At 35.3% G+C, this 20,027-nt stretch carries 24 protein-coding genes, 1 other RNA gene and 1 pseudogene; 5 read left to right on the top strand and 21 right to left on the bottom strand.

The window, feature by feature from the left end; translation table 11 throughout:
- The gene (locus C7437_RS07895; protein WP_111439134.1) at positions 1–942 is read right to left on the bottom strand and encodes an MBL fold metallo-hydrolase; all 942 of its coding nucleotides are present in this window, start codon (positions 940–942) and stop codon (positions 1–3) included.
- A gap of 323 nt (positions 943–1,265) precedes the next feature.
- Here C7437_RS07895 and C7437_RS17175 point away from each other — a divergent pair.
- Positions 1,266–1,445 (top strand): annotated as a pseudogene (locus tag C7437_RS17175) (sodium:solute symporter family transporter); the annotation flags it as partial.
- A 171-nt stretch (positions 1,446–1,616) separates the two neighbouring features.
- Here the strand turns inward: C7437_RS17175 and C7437_RS07885 are convergent.
- Positions 1,617–2,795 (bottom strand): acetyl-CoA C-acetyltransferase, encoded by a 1,179-nt coding sequence (locus C7437_RS07885; protein WP_111439132.1) that lies wholly within the window; start codon positions 2,793–2,795, stop codon positions 1,617–1,619.
- Between the two features lie 241 nt (positions 2,796–3,036).
- Between C7437_RS07885 and C7437_RS07880 the strand changes: the two genes are divergently transcribed.
- From C7437_RS07880 to C7437_RS07870, 3 genes are all read left to right on the top strand, one after another.
- Entirely contained in the window at positions 3,037–3,642 is a 606-nt protein-coding gene (locus C7437_RS07880) for a TetR/AcrR family transcriptional regulator (protein WP_111439131.1), read from the top strand.
- Positions 3,643–3,843: 201 nt separating this feature from the next.
- Complete coding sequence (locus C7437_RS07875; RefSeq protein ID WP_111439404.1) at positions 3,844–4,407, top strand: TetR/AcrR family transcriptional regulator; 564 nt, start codon at positions 3,844–3,846, stop codon at positions 4,405–4,407.
- Between the two features lie 47 nt (positions 4,408–4,454).
- A complete protein-coding gene (locus tag C7437_RS07870; RefSeq protein ID WP_211309991.1) occupies positions 4,455–4,958 on the top strand; it encodes a DUF2798 domain-containing protein in 504 nt (167 codons plus the stop codon).
- A gap of 132 nt (positions 4,959–5,090) precedes the next feature.
- Here C7437_RS07870 and phoU read toward each other — a convergent pair whose 3' ends face one another.
- The 18 genes from phoU to C7437_RS07780 all read right to left on the bottom strand — a co-directional run bounded on the left by phoU (position 5,091) and on the right by C7437_RS07780 (position 18,426).
- Entirely contained in the window at positions 5,091–5,750 is a 660-nt protein-coding gene (phoU, locus tag C7437_RS07865) for a phosphate signaling complex protein PhoU (protein WP_111439130.1), read from the bottom strand.
- Positions 5,751–5,764: 14 nt separating this feature from the next.
- Positions 5,765–6,532 carry a phosphate ABC transporter ATP-binding protein PstB gene (pstB, locus tag C7437_RS07860; RefSeq protein WP_111439129.1) on the bottom strand — a complete coding sequence of 256 codons (768 nt, stop codon included), beginning with the start codon at positions 6,530–6,532 and terminating at the stop codon, positions 5,765–5,767.
- A gap of 79 nt (positions 6,533–6,611) precedes the next feature.
- A complete protein-coding gene (gene pstA, locus C7437_RS07855; protein ID WP_111439128.1) occupies positions 6,612–7,439 on the bottom strand; it encodes a phosphate ABC transporter permease PstA in 828 nt (275 codons plus the stop codon).
- 1 nt (position 7,440) lies between these two features.
- The gene (pstC, locus tag C7437_RS07850; RefSeq protein ID WP_245909245.1) at positions 7,441–8,355 is read right to left on the bottom strand and encodes a phosphate ABC transporter permease subunit PstC; all 915 of its coding nucleotides are present in this window, start codon (positions 8,353–8,355) and stop codon (positions 7,441–7,443) included.
- Between the two features lie 59 nt (positions 8,356–8,414).
- A complete protein-coding gene (locus C7437_RS07845; RefSeq protein WP_111439127.1) occupies positions 8,415–9,254 on the bottom strand; it encodes a phosphate ABC transporter substrate-binding protein in 840 nt (279 codons plus the stop codon).
- 329 nt (positions 9,255–9,583) lie between these two features.
- Positions 9,584–9,777: non-coding RNA, 6S RNA (gene ssrS, locus C7437_RS07840), on the bottom strand.
- 110 nt (positions 9,778–9,887) lie between these two features.
- The gene (locus tag C7437_RS07835) at positions 9,888–10,400 is read right to left on the bottom strand and encodes a YhcN/YlaJ family sporulation lipoprotein (RefSeq protein ID WP_111439126.1); all 513 of its coding nucleotides are present in this window, start codon (positions 10,398–10,400) and stop codon (positions 9,888–9,890) included.
- A gap of 144 nt (positions 10,401–10,544) precedes the next feature.
- On the bottom strand, positions 10,545–12,008 hold the full coding sequence (locus C7437_RS17170) for a hypothetical protein (protein ID WP_245909244.1): 1,464 nt from the start codon (positions 12,006–12,008) through the stop codon (positions 10,545–10,547).
- Between the two features lie 341 nt (positions 12,009–12,349).
- Complete coding sequence (locus tag C7437_RS07825; protein ID WP_170122341.1) at positions 12,350–13,519, bottom strand: redoxin domain-containing protein; 1,170 nt, start codon at positions 13,517–13,519, stop codon at positions 12,350–12,352.
- Positions 13,520–13,596: 77 nt separating this feature from the next.
- Positions 13,597–14,373, bottom strand: coding sequence for a sulfite exporter TauE/SafE family protein (locus C7437_RS07820; protein WP_111439124.1), 777 nt, complete (start codon positions 14,371–14,373; stop codon positions 13,597–13,599).
- A 110-nt stretch (positions 14,374–14,483) separates the two neighbouring features.
- Positions 14,484–14,711 (bottom strand): sulfurtransferase TusA family protein, encoded by a 228-nt coding sequence (locus C7437_RS07815; protein ID WP_111439123.1) that lies wholly within the window; start codon positions 14,709–14,711, stop codon positions 14,484–14,486.
- A gap of 28 nt (positions 14,712–14,739) precedes the next feature.
- Positions 14,740–15,867, bottom strand: a complete 1,128-nt coding sequence (locus C7437_RS07810; protein WP_111439122.1) for an MBL fold metallo-hydrolase — start codon at positions 15,865–15,867, stop codon at positions 14,740–14,742.
- Positions 15,868–15,941: 74 nt separating this feature from the next.
- Positions 15,942–16,337, bottom strand: a complete 396-nt coding sequence (locus tag C7437_RS07805) for a DsrE/DsrF/DrsH-like family protein (RefSeq protein WP_111439121.1) — start codon at positions 16,335–16,337, stop codon at positions 15,942–15,944.
- Positions 16,338–16,379: 42 nt separating this feature from the next.
- Positions 16,380–16,922, bottom strand: a complete 543-nt coding sequence (locus C7437_RS07800) for a sulfurtransferase TusA family protein (RefSeq protein WP_111439400.1) — start codon at positions 16,920–16,922, stop codon at positions 16,380–16,382.
- A 70-nt stretch (positions 16,923–16,992) separates the two neighbouring features.
- Complete coding sequence (locus tag C7437_RS07795; RefSeq protein WP_111439120.1) at positions 16,993–17,289, bottom strand: rhodanese-like domain-containing protein; 297 nt, start codon at positions 17,287–17,289, stop codon at positions 16,993–16,995.
- 16 nt (positions 17,290–17,305) lie between these two features.
- Positions 17,306–17,647, bottom strand: a complete 342-nt coding sequence (locus tag C7437_RS07790; RefSeq protein WP_111439119.1) for a rhodanese-like domain-containing protein — start codon at positions 17,645–17,647, stop codon at positions 17,306–17,308.
- A 65-nt stretch (positions 17,648–17,712) separates the two neighbouring features.
- Positions 17,713–17,973, bottom strand: coding sequence for a metal-sensitive transcriptional regulator (locus tag C7437_RS07785; protein WP_111439118.1), 261 nt, complete (start codon positions 17,971–17,973; stop codon positions 17,713–17,715).
- A 219-nt stretch (positions 17,974–18,192) separates the two neighbouring features.
- Complete coding sequence (locus C7437_RS07780) at positions 18,193–18,426, bottom strand: hypothetical protein (RefSeq protein WP_111439117.1); 234 nt, start codon at positions 18,424–18,426, stop codon at positions 18,193–18,195.
- 145 nt (positions 18,427–18,571) lie between these two features.
- Between C7437_RS07780 and C7437_RS07775 the strand changes: the two genes are divergently transcribed.
- Positions 18,572–19,201, top strand: coding sequence for an alpha/beta hydrolase (locus C7437_RS07775; RefSeq protein ID WP_111439116.1), 630 nt, complete (start codon positions 18,572–18,574; stop codon positions 19,199–19,201).
- A 79-nt stretch (positions 19,202–19,280) separates the two neighbouring features.
- Here C7437_RS07775 and C7437_RS07770 read toward each other — a convergent pair whose 3' ends face one another.
- The gene (locus tag C7437_RS07770; RefSeq protein ID WP_425450561.1) at positions 19,281–19,763 is read right to left on the bottom strand and encodes an MFS transporter; all 483 of its coding nucleotides are present in this window, start codon (positions 19,761–19,763) and stop codon (positions 19,281–19,283) included.
- Positions 19,764–20,027: the final 264 nt, after the last annotated feature.

Genomic DNA, 20,027 nt, shown 5'->3' with positions numbered 1-20,027 from the left:
TCACTCCTTTGACAAATAATCTATTAATCCCATAGCACTAACTTCCATGTCTAGTTTTATTAAACCATACACTTCATGATTGTCAGGTACACCTTGCTCACTAAGGTGATTTCTTACATGTGTCTGTAGTCGCTTCGCTAGTTCTTCATATCCTCTTTCCTCTGCATAGACTGCTTTTGCTTCTTCTACAAAAACAACTAGCCACTTAGACACTTGTCTAAAAACCTCTTTTGGTTTATCCGTCATACCAAAATGTCCAAAATAAATGAACTCGACATTCATATCTTGTATTCGATCAATTGCTTGTACCATAGCAGTGGGATCAAATTGATTGGGAGAAGTGGAAGGTAAAAACAAATCAATTCCATCAGCTACAAGTTGCTTATACCTTACGCCAATAGTATCTCCAGTAAAAATACCGTTGCTCACTGGATCATAAATACTAAAATGATGCTTGGCATGTCCGGGAGTATCTAAAAATTGAAGTGTACATGCTGGACCTATTTTTAGAACGTCTCCTTCTCCTTTAATGAGTAATCTATCTTCAGCAATTGGAAGGATTGGATCAAAAAGTGACTCAAACTTATCTCCGTATACCGCTTTCGCTCCAGCGATCAACCTCTCAGGATTTGCGATATGCCTTGCTCCTTTTGGATGAACAACTACAGTTGCATTCGGACATTCTTGTAATAGCAACCCTGTCCCTCCAGCATGATCTAAATGTATATGTGTCACAATAATATATTTCACTTGATCGAGTGTAAAACCCAATGTTTCTAGTCCCTGTTTTATATGTTTAATAGAAGGACTTGGCCCCGTTTCTACAATAGTCAGTTCCTCTTCATCAATCACATAAATCCCCGTTCTTTCAGCTACACCTAAATCATAGCCATCTATCAAATACATACGATCATTTAACTTAACTGGATATTCTTTTTCCACTATAAATCCCCCCGCGAATTATTTTATTTGAATATTCTATGTAATCAATCATACCATCAAACTCTTTTATTACCAATTTGATTACAATATTTTAATAACAAGAAAACCGCTGGAGCTAGACAGATTATGCAGAAATTTTATATACCATCTTATATTTCGAGAAAAACAGTAAGTAAGCAAAATTGAGATACGACATAATTTAAAATAAGTACAAAAACAGGAGAAAAGTCTTTTTTTTGCACTTATTTTCGGATAAGTCGTATATTCATTTTGTTCTTTTTTAAAAATGAGAAAAATTGCTACATCACTCTATTTTAATGGGGACGCTACCGATTCGCTTTGGTGCAACTGCATTCGTTGGTGCAGATATAATTATTGCCGCGAACCCGGCTGAAAACATGGCCGCTCCACTGCTTTCACAAGCTTTAAGTGGAGACCTATTAATGTCCTTCGTGTCAGTTGCTACATTTGCTACAATTCTTGCAGTAGCAGCTGGCTTTATCGGCGGATGGATTGGTACTCTAGTCGGAGCTCGTGCCGATCAAAGAAAATATTGGATTGAAATAAATATAGTAATTACCACCAGAAAAAGCAGAAGGTATGAGTTAGTGACTTTGTCACTAACTCATACCTTCTGTCTTTTTGTTAAAGTATTAGTTCCATAAACTGTTATTCTAGTTTACATTTTCTAAAATAATAGCGATGCCTTGACCCCCACCAATGCAAAGCGAAGCTAACCCATAACGTACATTTCTTTTCTTCATCTCAACAGCTAACGAATACGTAATTCTCGTACCACTTGCACCAACTGGGTGACCTAAAGCAACAGCTCCACCATTGACGTTTACTTTTTCCATATCAACACCCAACTCTTTGACAACCGCCAATGACTGCGCTGCAAATGCCTCATTTAATTCGAACAAACCGATATCATCTAAAGTCAAACCAGCTTTCTCTAATGCTTTTTTACTTGCAGGAACTGGTCCAATCCCCATAATAGAAGGGTCAACACCAGCTACACCCCAAGAAACAATTTTAGCTAATGGTTTTAAATTATGCTCATTTACATAAGCTTCTGATGCAAGCAAAACTGCGGCTGCTCCATCGTTAATCCCACTAGCATTTCCTGGTGTTACCGTACCATCTTTCTTAAATGCAGGTTTTAGTTTAGCCAGCCCTTCAACCGTTGCACCTTCTCGAATATGCTCATCTGTATCAAAAATAACTTCGCCTTTTCTACCTTTAATCGTAACGGGTACAATTTCCTCAGCAAATCTACCACTATCTCTAGCTTGAATAGCTTTTTCTTGTGATTTCACTGCAAATGCATCTTGCTCTTCTCGTGAAATATCATATTTTACCGCTAGATTTTCTGCTGTCATTCCCATACCACAACCAACATATTCATCCGTTAAAGTACTCCAAAGCATATCTTCAACTAATGGTGCTTTGTTAGGAGAACCAAAGCGAGTTCCTCTTAATACATGAGGAGCTAAACTCATATTTTCCGTACCCCCAGCAACAATGACATTTGCATCCCCAACTGCGATTGCTTGTGCTCCTGAAACGATAGATTGCATACTAGATCCACAAAGTCGATTAAGTGTCAGAGCACTTGATGACTCTAACATTCCACTTTTCAGTCCAATATGTCTCGCAAGATATGCGGAACTAACACTAGTATGAATAATATTACCGATAATAATTTCGTCGATATCAGCAACAGGAATTCCACTTCTTTTAATAGCTTCTTTTGTCGCTATCACACCTAGATCAATATCACTCACATCTTTCAAAGCTCCACCGAAAGTTCCGAAAGCTGTTCTTGCCCCATCAATAATATAAGTTGTCATGTGTCATTTCCCCCTATTTTTTATTACATTCCACCCATTAGACTTAGATGTTCCCCTTTTTAAAGCAAGTTTCAGAAAGCGCTTTCCTTTTTGTACAAAGTAAAATAGAATAGCAATAAGTTGAACTTGTACGAAAATATGATTCGATTATTTTAAATATACGGCTAATTATCCAAAATTAGACTACAGTCTGATATTATATTCTTTAGAGTATTCTGTCAATAACTAATGGAGGAGTTTTATGAATGAATTAGTAAAAAAACAACAAAGAGGAGAAGTGACTAAAAAGAAAATTTTAGAAGTAGCTTTGAAACTTTTTTCCGAAAAAGGATTTAACAAGGTAACTGTTGATGAAATTGTCAAAAAAAGCGATTCTTCAAAAGGCTCCTTTTATCAACATTTCCGTTCAAAATCCGACATCTTTCTAGTGCGATTTACGGAAATGGATCATTATTATTTAGAAGTTTATAAATCATTTCCTGAGAATATGGACCCCATGGAAAAACTGTCTATTTTCTCTCAAAAGTTAATGCATTTCCTAGAGAATGAAATGGGCAAAGACTTAATGAAAGTTATTTATAGCGCAGCATTGGAATCTAGAGAACACACATACTTTTTAGATTCTAATCGCTCGCTTTTTAAAATTACTCGCACATTACTTGAAGAAGCAATAGAAAAAGAAAAAATTAATCCAGAGCTTTCTCTAGATGATGTTTCCACAATGGTTACCCAGTCCTATATGGGATCAATTTATCACTGGGGACTACGAATTACAGATAGAAGTCTTGATTCTTTTTCTACCCCTTTTATAAATGCGCTTCTAATAGGAATATCAAAGAAGTTATAGGAGACATAAACTGTTCATGTACTTTGAACAGTTTTTTTACAGACTATTTTTCAATATTTCAGAGACTGAACCCTTACAATAAAACTATTTTCTAGTATCCAAACTCAATTTTTATTGAAAAAACAAAAAACTTAGATAACGTTCGAAAATCTGCTATAATAGAAACAGACCAGTTGGTATGTTAGGAGAAATACATTGAATATGGATACAAAATCGCTATTGATTGATACCTCTACAATCCTTTTTCAACAAAAAGGCTACAAAAGTGTAGGACTGAATGAAATTTTAAAAGCCTGTAATGTTACAAAAGGAGCACTCTATCATCATTTTCCAAATGGCAAAGAAGAACTATTAATTACTTGTCTACATTCCTTAAACGAAGTCATTATTACAGATATCGAAGCAATTTTCAGTAGGCATTTATCAACTAAGGAAGCCACAATATCAATGATTGATACGTTGATTCATCAGTTTGAAAAAGATGGCACTATTACTGGCTATACATTTAGCAGCATTGTTAGTGAAATGGCCACGATGAGTGAACCTGTCCGCAACGCATGTGGTGCACTATATGAAAACATTCAAAACATTTATTGTAAGAAACTTCAAGCTGATGGATTCTCGAATGAATCGGCTACTTCAATTGCATTGTTTATGACTGCTTCAATTGAAGGTGCGATGATGCTTTGTTTAACACAAAAGTCAGCAGATCCTTTAAAAACAATCGCAAGCCTATTGCCAAATTTATTAAATTCGCTTCAATAATTTAACACAAAACAGAGCAGTTTTTTGAAAGGAAGAAAAAAATAACAATGCATGCAGAAAAAAGATTACCAAGAAACGGTAAAGAAGGTCTCTTATACGGAACAATTATATCTACACTAACGGTTATATTTATGACTTCATTTAGTATCATTCTTATCGAAGGGGAATTTAACGGAAGTGTTGCTTTAACAATTTTAAAAACTTTACCTATTATTTGGATTATTGTTATGGTCATTGAACCAACTATTTTCGGTCGTATTGCAGAAGCTTTAGTTGCAAAATTCACTAAACCGACGGATAGTTTTAATGCCAAAATTTTATTCCGTATTATTTTCACCGTACTAGGAATGTCAGCTGCTATGACGTTTATTGGCGATATTGTTGGAAATGGTTTTAGCACTGAAATCTTCAGCAACTGGATACAAAATTGGCCACGTAACTTCGTAGTCGTTCTTATTGCAGAAAGTTTAATAATTCAACCTATTGCTCGTTTTGTAATGGTGAAATTACATGAATCTCAAGATGGAAAAGTTCAAGCAAAGACTAGTTAAGATACAATTGAATCACAAATACTATAATGAAAAAAGCGCTCAGACGAATATTTGTCTGCGCGCTTTTATCTATTTTATTTCACAAATATTTTCAAATGAGGTTTTGATTCATGTTCACAAATCAATTTAGTTTTATGAATTGAAATCATATATTTGACCTTTAATCAAATATGCTGTACTTTCAGCAATATTTGTTATGTGGTCAGCCGTTCTTTCAAGAAAACGATTTACAAATAATAATTGTACAAGCTGATTTGTTTCTTCTGGATGATCACTTAGATAAGTAGTAAGTTTTTTATATGTTTCACTGCTATATTCATCCACTTCATCCTCTAAGTCACCAACTTCTATAGCAAGTAGGATATTTTCATCTAAAAAAGATTGTAGTGCTTTTCGGAGCATTTCAATCGATAATTCTTTCATCTTTTCTAGATGTGTAATCTCCAGTAAAGATTTTGTATTACCGATCTTGATAGTTGCTTTTGCAATATTTACAGCAAAATCCGCGACTCGTTCAATTTCAGTTGAAATTTTAAGTACACTAATAATTTCGCGTAAATCTCTTGAAATAGGTGCTTCTTTTGCCACAAGCCATATTGCAAACTCATTAATATCTTTTTCAAGATTATCAATAGCTGTATCTCCCTCAATAACTTTTAAAGCAATCTCAACATCTTGTGTTTTTAAGGCCTTAAAAGCTCTTTCTAGGGCAACAATTGTTTGTTCACCCATTTCGGTGATTTTTCTATTTACTTCCTCTAAATTATTCTCAAAGTTCTCACGAATGGACATTTGTTACCCCCCTATTATCCGAATCGACCTGTTATATAATCTTCTGTTCTTTTATCCTGTGGCGTTGAGAAAATGTTATCTGTATCATCGTATTCAACTACTTCTCCATTTAAAAAGAACGCTGTTTTATCCGAAATTCGAGCAGCCTGCTGCATGTTATGTGTAACAATTACAATCGTATAATCTTCTTTCATGTTTGTGATTAGTTCTTCTACTTTTAACGTAGATATTGGGTCTAATGCGGAAGTAGGCTCGTCCATTAAAATAATATCAGGTTTCATCGCTATAGCACGAGCAATACACACACGCTGTTGCTGACCGCCTGACAAACCAAGTGCTGATGTTTTAAGACGGTCTTTTACTTCATCCCAAATCGCTGCACCGCGCAAACTTTCTTCTACAATTATATTTAAATCTTTTTTATTTTTAATGCCTTGCATTCTTGGTCCATAGGCAACATTGTCATAAATGCTCATCGGAAATAGATTTGGCTTTTGAAAAACCATTCCTACTTTTGTTCGTAGTTTAATCACATCGTTTGATTTATAAATGTTTTCGTGATCAATGACAATATCTCCTGTAATTTTCACACCATCAATTAAATCATTCATACGATTTAGTGTTCTCAAAAAAGTAGATTTCCCACAGCCTGAAGGACCAATTAAAGCAGTAACCTCTTTTTCTTGAATAACAAGATCGACTCCGAATAATGCTTGTTTATCCCCATAATATAAATTTAAATCCCTTACATTAATTATCGTTTCTTTTTTACGTTGTTCCATATGCTAAATACCTTCCCTACTTAATTTATTTGGTCATCAGCTCAGCATGTTATATTTCTATGGACTCTTTAACATACGCTTATTTATTTGTTGACTTGTTAAATTTTTTCGATATATATGTTGCCGAAAGATTGATTACTAAAATAAGTACTATTAAGACAATACCTACTGCTGCTGCAAGTTCAATATCTCCGGATTCTTGTGTGACTAAATAAGAATGCACAGTCAAAGTTCTAGCGGATGATAGAATGCTATCTGGCATAGCTGCTACAGTTCCAGCAGTTAAGAATATTGCAGCTGATTCCCCAACAATTCGTCCAACCGAAAGAATAATACCAGACAAAATCCCTGGCATTGAACTTGGTAAAATGACTTTATATAATGTTTGTAATTTTGTTGTTCCAAGTGCTAAAGAGCCTTCTCGATACGATCCTGGCACTGTTTTTAATGCTTCTTCAGTTGTTCGAATGATTACAGGTAACACGATTATCGTTAAGGTTAAGGAAGCAGCTAGAATGGACATACCTAATTTTAATGTTGTGACAAAGAATACTGCTCCAAACAAACCATAAATAATGGAGGGAATTCCTGTTAAGCTTTCTGTTGCAAAGCGTATAAGTCTAACTAATCGCCCTTGTTTAGCATATTCTTGTAAATAAACAGCAGCTAATATTCCAATAGGTGTTGCAATGACTAACGAAATAAGGACTGTGTATATAGTTGTTACGATCATTGGCCAAATGCCACCATCTCCAGTTGGTGAATAATCACCAAAGATGAAATCGAAGCTGATCAAACCAATCCCTTTATAAAAAATAAATCCAACTATCATAACAAGGACAGCAACTGATAAGAAAGCTGATAACCACAATAGTCCGCGTAGTAAGTTATCTTTAAAGTGTCTCATCTTAGTTGCCTCCCTTGGCACTTATTTTTGCTAATACAAAATTTAGTATTAATATAAATGAGAATAGAACAATTCCCGTAGCAAATAACATTTCTTGATGTGTACCGAATGCATAGCCCATTTCTAATGCAATATTTGTCGTTAATGGACGAACACTATCCGTTAAGCTAGTTGGCACGATCAAACTATTCCCTGCTACTAAGATGACTGCCATCGTTTCCCCTATTGCACGGCCTAAACCTAATACAATTGCGGTCATGATTCCTGATTTTGCTGCAGGAACAACGACTTTAAAAATTGTCCCAATTTGTGATACCCCAAGGGCTAATGATCCCTCTCGATACGTTTGTGGAACAGCACGAATAGCCGTTTCAGCTACAGTTACAATTGTTGGCAACATCATGATTGCTAACACAAGAATAACAGCTATTAAGCTTTGCCCTTTCACTAAACCGAAAGTATCTTGTAAAAACGGAACAATGATCGCAAGTCCGAATACACCATATAATACAGATGGGATACCTGCTAGCAACTGTACTGCTGGCGAAATAATCTTAGCTAATCTCTCAGAGGCAATTTCAGCTAAGAAAATAGCTGTAAATAAACCAATAGGAACTCCAATAATTAATGCTCCGACTGTTGCATATATGGATGCTACAATCATCGGGAAGATACCGAATTTATCTTCACTCGGTACCCAATCACTACCAAAAATAAAGTCTATAAAGCTATAGCCCTCCGCTACAAATGGGTGAGCTCCTTTATAAAATACAAATCCAATGATTAATAATAAAGTGATTACGGAGAGAAGTGCACAAAATAAGAATACTCTTTGTGATACCCTCTCTAACATATACTTTCTTTTATTTGCTTTACCTATTTCTACGGCCTGCTTGTTAGTTGTTGGGATAGACACTCTTATTCCTCCAAAATTAAGTCAAAAATTATGTTGTTGTCTTCCTTTTAAGTTCTCATCTACTTTACTGGAATAGCTCCTGCTTCTGCTGCAATGAGTTGTCCATCTTCACTTAAAATAAAATCTATAAATCGTTGTCCAGCATCTGTTAATTGTCCTTCTTTATATACAAACAAGAATGGTCTAGCCAAACTGTATTTTTCTTGTAAAACATTTTCTGCTGTTGCTTCTACCCCATTAATATCGATTGTTGAAATGGAATCATCTATATATTCAAATGAGATAAAGCCAACTGCATGTTTATTGTTCGCAACCGTAGTTTTAATATTTCCATTACCGCTTGCGATGATAGAATTTCTTATTAACTCACCAGAGCTGTATTCTACTATTTCTTGAAATGCATCGCGTGAACCAGATCCATCCTCACGAGAAACAACTACGATTTCCAAGTCATCTCCGCCAAGTTCATTCCAGTTAGTCACTTCTCCAGTAAAAATTTGTTTTATTTGCTCCATCGTAAGATCTTTTACTTTGTTACTTGGATGAGTTACTACTACAATTCCATCATAAGCGATCACGACTTCATTCAATCCATTTGCTCTTTCTTCTTCCTTTAAATCACGTGAAGACATCCCTATCTCTGATACTCCACTTATAGCGTTGGTAATTCCTGCAGAAGAACCAATTTGATTTATCTCTATATTCGTGTTTTCTTCTTCTGTATATTTTGCAGCTAATTTCTCTGCAAGAGGTCCTACAGATGTAGATCCTGAGATAGATACTGTAGCACTACTACCATCTGATGTTTGTTTATCATTACTATTGCTTGTACATGCTGATAGTACAGCAAGTATAGATAGCATTAATAATCCCATTTTCGCTTTTTTCAAACTTATCATTTCTTACCTCCAAGAAATATGTTAGGGTTCTTTGTCGTATTTTGTCTAATAATAGAATAAAGTCATAATGTTAATTTTCAATACGACTTTTGTAAAGGTTTTGTAAATTTTATTAAACACAAGGTGTATAGTGTTAATTTTTGGTGAAATTTCGCATGAGGTGATTGCTTAGGATGAGTTTAAATGAAAAGTATTATACTTTTAATTTTTTTCATAATCATACTAAATCTACCCTTACTAACAATCTATGTGAAAAACCAAAACACAACAAAAAAACACCCTCCATTTAAGGAAGATGTTATGCTTTGAAGCTTATTTTATTAATTGTAAGGTAAGCCGCGTTTGCCGTACTTTATAAGAAAGTTTTAAACCACCACTCCTCAAAGTGGGTGTTCGCAGAAACTATCTTGCGTGTCCTTATTGTCCGAAGAGAATAAGGCATGTCATTCCAGCTTCTATATAAAACTCCCTATTACAGCATAAAGGTTAAAACTTAATAATCATACGAACAATGCAGCCTATATACATATAGTAAACCCTTTTCAATTATTTATCAACGGAAATTGCTTCCAAACTTACTAAATCCATTTACCGCTTAGTATCTGGGAATGGATCTGCATTATCTTCATTCCATTATTTAGCATCTGGGAATACTCTTTGAACTGAATCTGTAAACTCTTCGAATAATCCTTCTACGGGTTTGTTAGCTCTGATTTTTTCTCCGTACTCCGTAAATTGTTTGGCAAAATCAGGATTAGTCGATACATACACATTGTTGAAATCCCTATTTGTTGTTCTTGCTTCATCTGCAATCTTATTCTCTAGCTCTTCGTTTCCGTCAACGGCTTCTTTTAACACGACACCTACATACGCGTTATTATCCGTTACAATAACGTTGGCACTTTCTACTTCTTCTAATTCGGTAATTTTTTCCGCAACATCATCCGCAACCTCTAGCTTATGGTCACCAGTATCATTTACATCTGTATCCGCTGTTTTGTCAGTAGTTGTGTCTGTTGTGTCTGTTGTATTAGTCGTTTCCGTTGCACTGTTATTATCCGCAACATCATCCTCATCATTTGCCCCACAACCTATCAACGAACCCGCAAGCAATAACGTCATAGATATTCTTAATAATTTACTCACTTTAAAACTCCTCCTCTAACTATCTCAGTGATGTTAGCATGAGCAATCCTACATAAATTATTCGTTGGTTAATCACAAAAAGACCGTTGAATATAAAAATATCAAACGGTCAAAAAAGTTATTATATTCAGTTTACACATAAACTTAATTAGAATTTAAATTAGCCCCGAAAATAGAAACGTTTTGTCTATCTGAAATAAATTCATGGCCGTTCCATTTTAACACGTTATTCACATACCCTAATGCATCGGCATGATACCTTCCTGCAATTTCTTGAATTGCCATCAGTTCATAAGTAACGTCTCTTTCAAAATCAATTGGGTACAGACCACCAAGTGGATCTACCCATCCTTCAATTGGTGCCTTCAGCGTTCCACTTTCATCATAAATTTCTGATAAATATTCCTTACCTTTATACATTAAGTCCAGTGTATACTCCTTTTTAGAATCGAAACTGGTCACATTTACTTTAAACTGATCTTGATAGTTAACTGCATATTTAGATCGTTCATTATATTCATCCGCATCGAACACTTGACGCATTTTCCCATCTAAAAATGAGTATACATAAGCGTAAATTGTCCCACCGCTTCCACCCGTATCTATGACGATGAGTATGTCATCTATATGATTCCCAGTAAAATCTCCAAGAAACAAAGTTGGATGATAGCCCGCATTTTCTTTTAACGCAATCCTCTCATACATATTGGTTTTTCCATCGCGAATAACTAGCGTAATATTTTGCCAAAAAGGACTTCCCTCAATCTTATCTGCAGCAAGAGAAACGATGTCAAAGAAACCATCCCCAGTCACATCTCCTCTCTTCTGATCTACAACAACTTGGCTGTTTGGATTATTATGCCCTAATTGATTTACAATTTGTTTTCTTTTTTCTAATAATATTTCTTCGGAAGGATATGGAAACCCATGTGACAATGCCCTATCAATAGATAGTAGCGCCTGCTCCAAGTCACCAGTCTTTTCTTGGGCATCCGATAGATAATACCAATAAAAAGAACAATCATTTGTTTTCAATAATTCCTGGTAATATGCAGCTACTTTATTAAAATAATACGGATAAACATCCTTTGCAGGAACAAGGCCACTTCCGTTAAAGCGATATACCTCCACTTTATAAGCCTCTCCGGTATCATATGTCCAAACAGCTAGCTCATACTTTCCGTCCTGCCCCTGATTACTTGGCATATCTTCCACTTCTAATTTACTATAAACAACATTTTCCGCCAGTAAAGGAACAAGTTTATTATCAATCCATTGGAATAAGTTGAATTCAGACCAAACAGTTCCTACTTGCCATCCTACGATTAACGTATTCCTCTTACTATCTGCAATCGGTACTGCCAATAAATCAGAAATACCATATCCACTTCCGTTAATCAGTAATAACGGTTGCCACTCATTATTTACTTTTTTCAGAATCAAAATATAATTTTTTTCTTGATACCGGAAAGCTCCGATTAATTCTTCGACTTGGTCACCATCTATATCAGCAAGTAATATCGCTTCTTTTGGAAGTGGTTTTTGTAAAGTCAACACCACTGCCGTTTGCGGTAAAAAACGCTTAAACATATTCACATAATCGTTCATTTGGCACCCCATTATAATTCTTTCTAAACTATCATATGCAATCTGCCTATGGGTGGCACTTAAGTAACTACCTATTTTTTAATGTAAGAACAATTTGGAATGCGCCCTACTTGATAGTGATTGGTGTTGGTTTGAGATAAAGATTGATTATTTCGGAAGCGAATCTTCAACTAAAACAATGTTACTCGAATAAGATTTTATTTAGTATAACTAGTTCATCAAGAAATAGAAGAAATTATCATGCCATTATCGTTCACTATGAGTTCTACCTCTTTGCTTTAATATAGATAAAATGAATTTTCTGTTCTAAAATTCAGCACACCTAGTTTATTTTTTATGGATCAATCCATTTGAGCTAACAATGAAATTAACATTTCTTCTGATACTGGTCCTGAAATTTTTTGTTCAATATTTCCTTCTTCATCTAAGATAAATGTTGTTGGAATTGTAATAATGCCATATTGATTTGATATTTCCCCATCTACGTCTAATACTACTGGGAAAGTTAACTCATAATCCGAAATAAACTGTTGAATCTTTTGTAAGCCATTATCTTGATCAGTTAAATTAACTGCGAGAATAGTAGTATTTTGTTCTTCTGCATGCTCTTCAAAATAATTTTGCATATGTGGCACTTCAGCTTTACACGGAGGACACCAAGTTGCCCAAAAATTTAAAATTACTCGCTGTCCCTTTAGATCTGCTAAAGACATTTCTTCTCCTGAAATTGTATCTAATACAAAATTAGGTGCTAGATTCCCTGCTCCACTACTATTTACACTAGACTCATCTTGTAATAAATTCTCCTGTTTTTGTTTATCTATGGCTTCATCTGTTGTCCATAATATTGCGCTAAACAAAATCGCTAGTATACTCAAGTTTAAAGTGCTCTTACTCATAAATACTCGCCCTACTCTTCCACGCAACAAGAGAATAATACCAAATACAATTGCCGTAATCATTGATGTACTAACAATGCTCTCCATTAATATCACATGTAATGCTCCATAAATAAGTAAAAATGCAGGAATCCAGTTAATCATTTCTTTATATTTTTTCATGAACCAGCCAATAAAAATAACAACAATAAGTGTTTGCACAATTACTAAAACAGTAGATTGATTGAACAAAACAACTCCCACTGCAAAAATCATATAAAAACTTATAAAAGAATAAATCAGCGCATCATTTGATAGAAATGGCTTGTGTCGCACTTGGAGATACAGCAAATAGAATATGATCGAGATTATTCCAATATGAACTCCAGCTTTTTCTCCTGAAAAGTACAGAATCATCAACGGATGCTTAATAACAGTAGTAAAATCAGTTAATACTACACTTAGTTTCCATACAATAATAAAAACAAAAACCAAATCACCAAATTGACTAGAAGCCTCTTTACCAAGTTTCACATATAAAGTAATCCCAGTTATGACAGCTGCTAAAACAAAAGCTATCCATGTTGAAGGAACTGTCAACGAGAATATTTTGTACCATTCTGTTGCAACCAAGTGCATCATCTCCCTATATATTCTATTCTACAAAAAAATAAGCAACTTGAAGCATTTACTGCTTCAAGTTGCTTCTATTAAAGAATATCCATCCAAATTTTAATGGCAGTTGCTAAGATAAGTATCGCTAAAATCAGTTGAAGTGCTTTCGTATTCATCGTTTTTCCTGCTTTTGCACCAAGTGGAGCTGCGATCAAACTTGCAACAATCATAATGGCAGCTGGATAATATTCAACTTGGCCTGTTGATACTTTACCAATGGTCGCCCCGATAGAAGAAATAAACGTTATCGCAAGACTTGTTGCTATCGTCATACGTGTAGGAATCCTTAATACGACAAGCATAATCGGTACTAACAAGAAACCTCCTGCCGCGCCGACAATTCCCGAGCCAATACCTACAACAAATGCTAATATAGCTGCTAATGGTTTATTGAATGTTACTTCGTCAAGTGGAATATCATCCACTTTCTTTTTAGGGATGAACATCATGATAGCTGCGATTAATGCAAGTACACCATAAACAATGTTAACGCCATCCTCTGATAATGATTTCGAACCAAAACTACCGACAATGCTTCCTATTAAAATAGCACCACCCATATAAATAATAAGTGATTTATTCAAATACCCACCTTTGCGATATGCCCATACACCTGCAATCGATGCAAACAATACTTGAACCGCACTGATACCAGAAACTTCATGAGCAGAAAAAGCAGCAAACCCTAACATTGGTGGTATATATAAAAGCATTGGGTATTTAATAATCGAGCCACCAATACCGAGCATTCCTGAAACATATGAACCAACAAAACCGATCAAAAAGATCGTAATAATCCACGGAATATCCATTTCCCTACATTCTCCTTCCTAAGAAAAGCGCAAGCGCAAAGCTGCTCTTGCGCTAGAAAAATTTTTCTTATCTAGTAAAAAAGGAGCCCTTTCTTAGCCTCCCTCTATATTTATGCTTTTTGAATCCAGAATTTTAAAACGTCATCTTCTTCTGTATGCTCTAAAATTGTGTGACCACCTGAAGCTGCCCACGCGGGAATGTCCGCAATAGCCCCTTTGTCCGTTACATGTACTTCTAATACTTGACCTGATTCAATCGCATCTACCGCTTTTTTCGTGCGAACGATTGGCATTGGACAAGCTAAACCTTTTGCATCTAATACTGTTGTTACATTCATATGTTAGTTCTCCTCTTATTGTTTATTATTAACGAACTGCACAACGGTTTGGTCCGATTTCCATTTCCGTTTGTTCCTCACCAGTAGGCGTAATTTTACCCATGTTCACTTGACGAATCTCTTGATACGCATTTGGTTGTGGTGGTAAATTATCTGTGACCATACTACGGAATGTCTCTTCATCTTCAATATTTAAGCCGTGGTTTTCTGCAAATAAATCTCCTAAAGGTTTTGACACAGTCCCATTTGCGTTTAATTCATCAATAATCATAAAATGTGCAGGTAAAACGATTAATTCATTTGAAAGCTCACGGTAACGGTTATATAATGTTTCACGAAGATCTCTCACCCAGTCTTGAGCTAGGCCAGCTAAATCAGGACGACCGATAGAATCGATAAACAAAATATCCCCAGTTAGTAAGTAGTGATTATCTACAATAAAAGATGTCGATCCAATTGTATGACCTGGTGAATAGATCGCTTGAATCGCAATTGTTGTATTGCCGATCTTCACTTCTGTTCCAACCACTAATGGTGCATAGTCAAATACAACTTCTTCTGCGTCTTTTGGTGGTAAATAGTAAGTTGCACCAGTTTGTGCTGCAATTTGACGACCACCTGAAATATGGTCAGCATGTAAATGTGTATCAAATATATGTGTAATTTTTGCTTGTTTACTTGCTGCAAAGTTAATAAATACATCTGTCATACGTGTTGCATCCACAATAGCAGCTTCTCCATTTGAGATAACCATGTAAGAAAGGCACCCTTTACCTAACCGAACGAATTGATAAAGTTCTCCACCATTCGTAAGATTACTTACTTTAATTGGCTCTAAATGTTCACTCCAAGACTTCATGCCGCCTTCCAGGTATCCAGCATCACGTCCAGCTTCTGTAAGCATTTCAGCTATCATGACCGATGAACCCTCTTTTGCACAAACGACTAGCAATGGTTGATCCGTTGGAATGTCTGAAAGAATTTCTTCTACGCCGTCTAATAGTTCAAAATAAGGAATATTTAAATACTCAAATTGATGTCCCTCAATTTTCCAGTCTGCAAAAGCATCTGCATTTCGAACATCTAAAATGAATAATTCTTCGTTATTAATTACTTTCTTCGCCACTTCTGCAGCTGTCCATTTAGTTAAAGTCATCCCAGATTACCCCCATAGGTATTATTTTTTAGAAAATTTTTTGAGGGGAAATATCCCCTCCTAGTTTAATCACATTAGAATGTTAATGTTGGTGCTGCATCTTTAGCGAATTCCAAGAATGTTACCGCTCCACCAACTTCAATTCCATCGACAAAATCTTCCACGGTTAATCCCATTACATCCATCGTCATTTGGCAAGCAATGAATTTTACACCAAGTTCTTGGGACATTGCTGCTAATTCTGGAATGCTCGGTACATTAGCTTTAGCAAATCCTTCTGCAATCGCTTCGCGTCCTTCAGGCATAGGTAGTGCTTGCATTCCTTGTTTGTGAATTAAATTTAATCCTTCAAACGTGAAAAAGATTGTTACCTCTTTATCTGTTGCCGCTGCTGCTGTTGCGATATTGTATACTTTATATGCGTCGAATAATCCACCGTTACTTGCGATAATTGCTACTTTGTTTGTCATTGTTTTTTCCCCCAAATTTTAATTTTTTATAGTTTTTTATTTTTATAATGAAGTTTTAACTTCGCCATTCCACTCTGTCATACCTGGTATGACATTAAACACGCTACCAAATCCACTACTTGCTAACTTTTGAGCAACTAGATCACTACGTCTACCCGTTTGGCAAACCACATAGATTACTTGATCTTTTGGTATTTCTTCCATGCGAGTTTCTAATTCTCCCATTGGAATTGATTTAGCGCCTTCGATATGCCCAAAAGCATACTCAGCTTCTTCGCGAACATCTAAAATAATGCCACCTTCTAAAGCTTTAACTGCAAGCTCATCGAGTTGGACGATTTGGTCATATTGTTTTTCCACAACTGCGTCATTAGAACATTTGCGAATATAATGTTTCATCACATCGCCGTCTTCTGTTGTTCCTATATATTGATGCCCTACAGATTTAGACCATGCAGCAAGATCAGCTTTTGACCCTTTATCAGTTGCTAATACTTCTAAAATTTGTCCCTCCGTCAAGCCATTCATTGCTTTTTTTGTTTTCACAATCGGCATTGGACAAGCTAAACCTTTTGCATCTAACATAACATCCGCTTTTAAACTCAATGTATACACTCCTCTATACCTGTACGGGTATTATTTGTTTTAAATTTTTTTAGCGAGTTTCGCCTTCCCAAGCAAGCATACCACCCATCACATTCGTTACATCATATCCTTGGCTCTCTAAAAATTGTGTAGCTCTTCCGCTTCTTCCACCTGAACGACATACAACATAGTATGGTTCCGACTTCGATAATTCATTCATGCGAAACTCTACTAAGCCAAGCGGAATATGCATAATACCTGGAATTTTTACTTCTGCAACTTCATCCACTTCACGCACATCTAGTATATTAAGTGTTTCACCATTTGTTAATTTTTGCTCTAATTCTTTTGCTGTAATTTCTTTCATCAATTATATCCTCCTTTTAGCTCCACGCACTCATGCCACCACGGACATTTGTTACGCGTTCAAAACCTATTTTTTTTAATTGTTTACAAGCATTACTGCTACGCATTCCACTTTGACAAATAACGACGATTTCTTTATCCTTTGGTAATTTATCAAAAGATGATCCTAGTGGTATATTTTTAAATTGTTTAATATTTCTACCTCTATACTCAGCAGGTGTTCTTACATCGACAAATACTTTATCTTGATCATTTAAGACATTCTTCAATTCCGCAGTCGAAATTGATTTAACACCTTTAGATGGCATCATCTTCCAGACGAAGAAAGCAACTATAACTACAATAAAAATCCATTCCATTTAATACTCACTCCTTCATCGAAATACCAATTGGGGTATTATTTATTTTAAATAGAAAAGCCGTATCATCGGCTCTTTACTACTAAATTCACTGCTTCTTGAATTGCTGAATTCATTTTATCTGCATTACCATCCGCATTTTGTACGCATTCTAGAAGGTTATCACTTACAATCACACCTATTGTACGGTCAACTGCCGATCGAACTGCCAAAAGTTGTGTAATTACTTCTTTACAGTCCTTTTCTTCTTCCATCATTCTTAAAATACCACGCAATTGTCCTTCTATACGTTTTATACGGTTTAATGCTTTTGTATCATACGACATGTAAAGCACCTCCATTTGTACTTCGTTAATAACTAACTTCTTACTTACACCCTTATATTATACCCTACCAGGTATATTGTCAACACATAAACTTGCATTATTTTATCATATTCCCATCCTTTTATGTTGCAGATACACCACTCGGACTTTTCATGTATAAATGTGAATTTGCATTTTAATAGAAGAAAGTCTGTTGTGAAAATGGTAACAAGCCCCGCATTAAGGTCTTTTGGCTTTTTTACTTTTATCTATCCTTTGATATTCAGAAACTTGAATCACTCGAACATCTCGTGTATTCAGCTCGTGATAGATTCCTCTACTATCTGTAAATGATATATACTGATCACGTTCACTTTGAATTAGCTCCTCTGCCGCTTCTTGAGAATCTAAAAGGATAAACCTTCTTATATAATAGTTCTCATCGAAAAAGTAAGTTACTTTGAATTCTTTCATAGCTTTATTCTCCTTATTGGAAATAGTCGTTATTAGGATATCCAATATAGAAGCTTTTAAGCTTATTCATCTTCAATTACAAATAGGTAACACCAATCACTTATGTTAAAATAGATGTACTTAAGTTTGAAGGGAAGAATGTCTAATGAAATCACCTTTTACATATACATATTCTGCACCACAATCGTCGGACATAAAAAAGCCTACGATCTTCCTATTACATGGCATGGGGAGTAATGAATTAGATTTACCACAACTTGTAAAAGAGTTTGAAAACAGTCACCACATTTTCAGTTTGCGCGGGCCAATTGTTTTCAAACCTGGTTATGCTTTTTACACAACAGAAGAAGAAGTTAAGCCTGATCGTCAAATATTCGATCAAGTGCTTACGCATGTCCAATCATTTATATATGAAGCAATCGAGGAATATGAGTTGGACATCGAGCAAGTATACATACTCGGTTTTAGCCAAGGAGCCGTACTAGCACAATCATTAGCATTTAGTATGGGTAAAGCAATTAAAGGCATCGTTGCATTAAGTGGATATTTACCAGATTTCGTGAAAGAGGAGTATAGCAAGCGTCCAGTCGATCATTTGAATATCTTCATTTCACATGGTAATTACGATTATGTAATTCCTTCTCAACTTGGGATAGAAAGCAAAGAATTTTTCGAAGAACAGGGCGCACAAGTAACTTTTAAGACATATGAAGATGGGCACGGAGTAACACCAGAAAACCACCAAGATTTAGTAGCATTTCTTAAAAATAATTAAGAAATTGTATCTGACTAATAAGAAGCCTTGAAATAAGATGAATCTTATTTCAAGGCTTCTCTCTATATTAATAATAAAATTATTCATGACGTTTTATCAAATACTGAAGCAAAAAAGATAGTAGGATTGCAAAGATAAGCAAAGCAGTTATTAAACCTACAACTCCTCCCCACCCAAATACAGACCAGAAAACACCTCCAGCCGTACCCCCTATACTCGATCCAAAATAATAGAAAAATAAATAGAGTGATGAAGCTTGCGCCTTGTCATGCTTCGCTCGCTGGCTTACCCAGCCACTTGCAATCGAATTAGAGCCAAAAAAACCAAACGTAAATACAGTAATACCAATCAGTTGAATAATTAAACTTACATTAAGCGTGATAAGAGCTCCAACAAGCATCAAAACTATTCCAACTAGTAAAATCCTTTGTCGACCATATCGATCAGACAAACTACCAAACCAAGTTGAACTAAACGTCCCTACTAAGTAGACGATGAAAATCCAACCGACAATCGTTCGAAAATTCAGGAAGAATTGGCTGTGTAATATATAAATTAGCAAAGGTGATAAATCCAGCTGCAAACAAAGCCCAATTTGTTTTACGAAAATCCTTCGTTCCTTTTTTAATGTATTCCATCTAATCTCGCCTCTTAACCACTGAAATGTATCCGATTACTGAATATTAATGTTTTCTTTATTATATACGGCTCCATCTTTTCCTGAAACAAAATAAAATATATGGACTTGTAAATATCACTTGAATTGTATAAAAAATCGATGTATACTATTCCTTCAAGTTTAATATGAATTAATAAGGTGGGAATT

Origin of the sequence: Psychrobacillus insolitus (assembly GCF_003254155.1) — a bacterium.
Lineage (GTDB): Bacteria > Bacillota > Bacilli > Bacillales_A > Planococcaceae > Psychrobacillus > Psychrobacillus insolitus.
This window is presented reverse-complemented; position numbering and strand designations above follow the sequence as displayed.

Excerpts from the sequence above, each read along its gene's own strand:
- C7437_RS07885 (WP_111439132.1), bottom strand. The coding sequence starts at position 2,795 with ATGACAACTTATATTATTGATGGGGCAAGAACAGCTTTCGGAACTTTC.
- C7437_RS07880 (WP_111439131.1), top strand. The coding sequence starts at position 3,037 with ATGAATGAATTAGTAAAAAAACAACAAAGAGGAGAAGTGACTAAAAAG.
- C7437_RS07875 (WP_111439404.1), top strand. The coding sequence starts at position 3,844 with ATGGATACAAAATCGCTATTGATTGATACCTCTACAATCCTTTTTCAA.
- C7437_RS07870 (WP_211309991.1), top strand. The coding sequence starts at position 4,455 with ATGCATGCAGAAAAAAGATTACCAAGAAACGGTAAAGAAGGTCTCTTA.
- phoU (WP_111439130.1), bottom strand. The coding sequence starts at position 5,750 with ATGTCCATTCGTGAGAACTTTGAGAATAATTTAGAGGAAGTAAATAGA.
- pstB (WP_111439129.1), bottom strand. The coding sequence starts at position 6,532 with ATGGAACAACGTAAAAAAGAAACGATAATTAATGTAAGGGATTTAAAT.
- pstA (WP_111439128.1), bottom strand. The coding sequence starts at position 7,439 with ATGAGACACTTTAAAGATAACTTACTACGCGGACTATTGTGGTTATCA.
- C7437_RS07845 (WP_111439127.1), bottom strand. The coding sequence starts at position 9,254 with ATGATAAGTTTGAAAAAAGCGAAAATGGGATTATTAATGCTATCTATA.
- C7437_RS17170 (WP_245909244.1), bottom strand. The coding sequence starts at position 12,008 with ATGAACGATTATGTGAATATGTTTAAGCGTTTTTTACCGCAAACGGCA.
- C7437_RS07820 (WP_111439124.1), bottom strand. The coding sequence starts at position 14,373 with ATGGATATTCCGTGGATTATTACGATCTTTTTGATCGGTTTTGTTGGT.
- C7437_RS07815 (WP_111439123.1), bottom strand. The coding sequence starts at position 14,711 with ATGAATGTAACAACAGTATTAGATGCAAAAGGTTTAGCTTGTCCAATG.
- C7437_RS07810 (WP_111439122.1), bottom strand. The coding sequence starts at position 15,867 with ATGACTTTAACTAAATGGACAGCTGCAGAAGTGGCGAAGAAAGTAATT.
- C7437_RS07805 (WP_111439121.1), bottom strand. The coding sequence starts at position 16,337 with ATGACAAACAAAGTAGCAATTATCGCAAGTAACGGTGGATTATTCGAC.
- C7437_RS07800 (WP_111439400.1), bottom strand. The coding sequence starts at position 16,922 with ATGTTAGATGCAAAAGGTTTAGCTTGTCCAATGCCGATTGTGAAAACA.
- C7437_RS07795 (WP_111439120.1), bottom strand. The coding sequence starts at position 17,289 with ATGAAAGAAATTACAGCAAAAGAATTAGAGCAAAAATTAACAAATGGT.
- C7437_RS07790 (WP_111439119.1), bottom strand. The coding sequence starts at position 17,647 with ATGGAATGGATTTTTATTGTAGTTATAGTTGCTTTCTTCGTCTGGAAG.
- C7437_RS07785 (WP_111439118.1), bottom strand. The coding sequence starts at position 17,973 with ATGTCGTATGATACAAAAGCATTAAACCGTATAAAACGTATAGAAGGA.
- C7437_RS07780 (WP_111439117.1), bottom strand. The coding sequence starts at position 18,426 with ATGAAAGAATTCAAAGTAACTTACTTTTTCGATGAGAACTATTATATA.
- C7437_RS07775 (WP_111439116.1), top strand. The coding sequence starts at position 18,572 with ATGAAATCACCTTTTACATATACATATTCTGCACCACAATCGTCGGAC.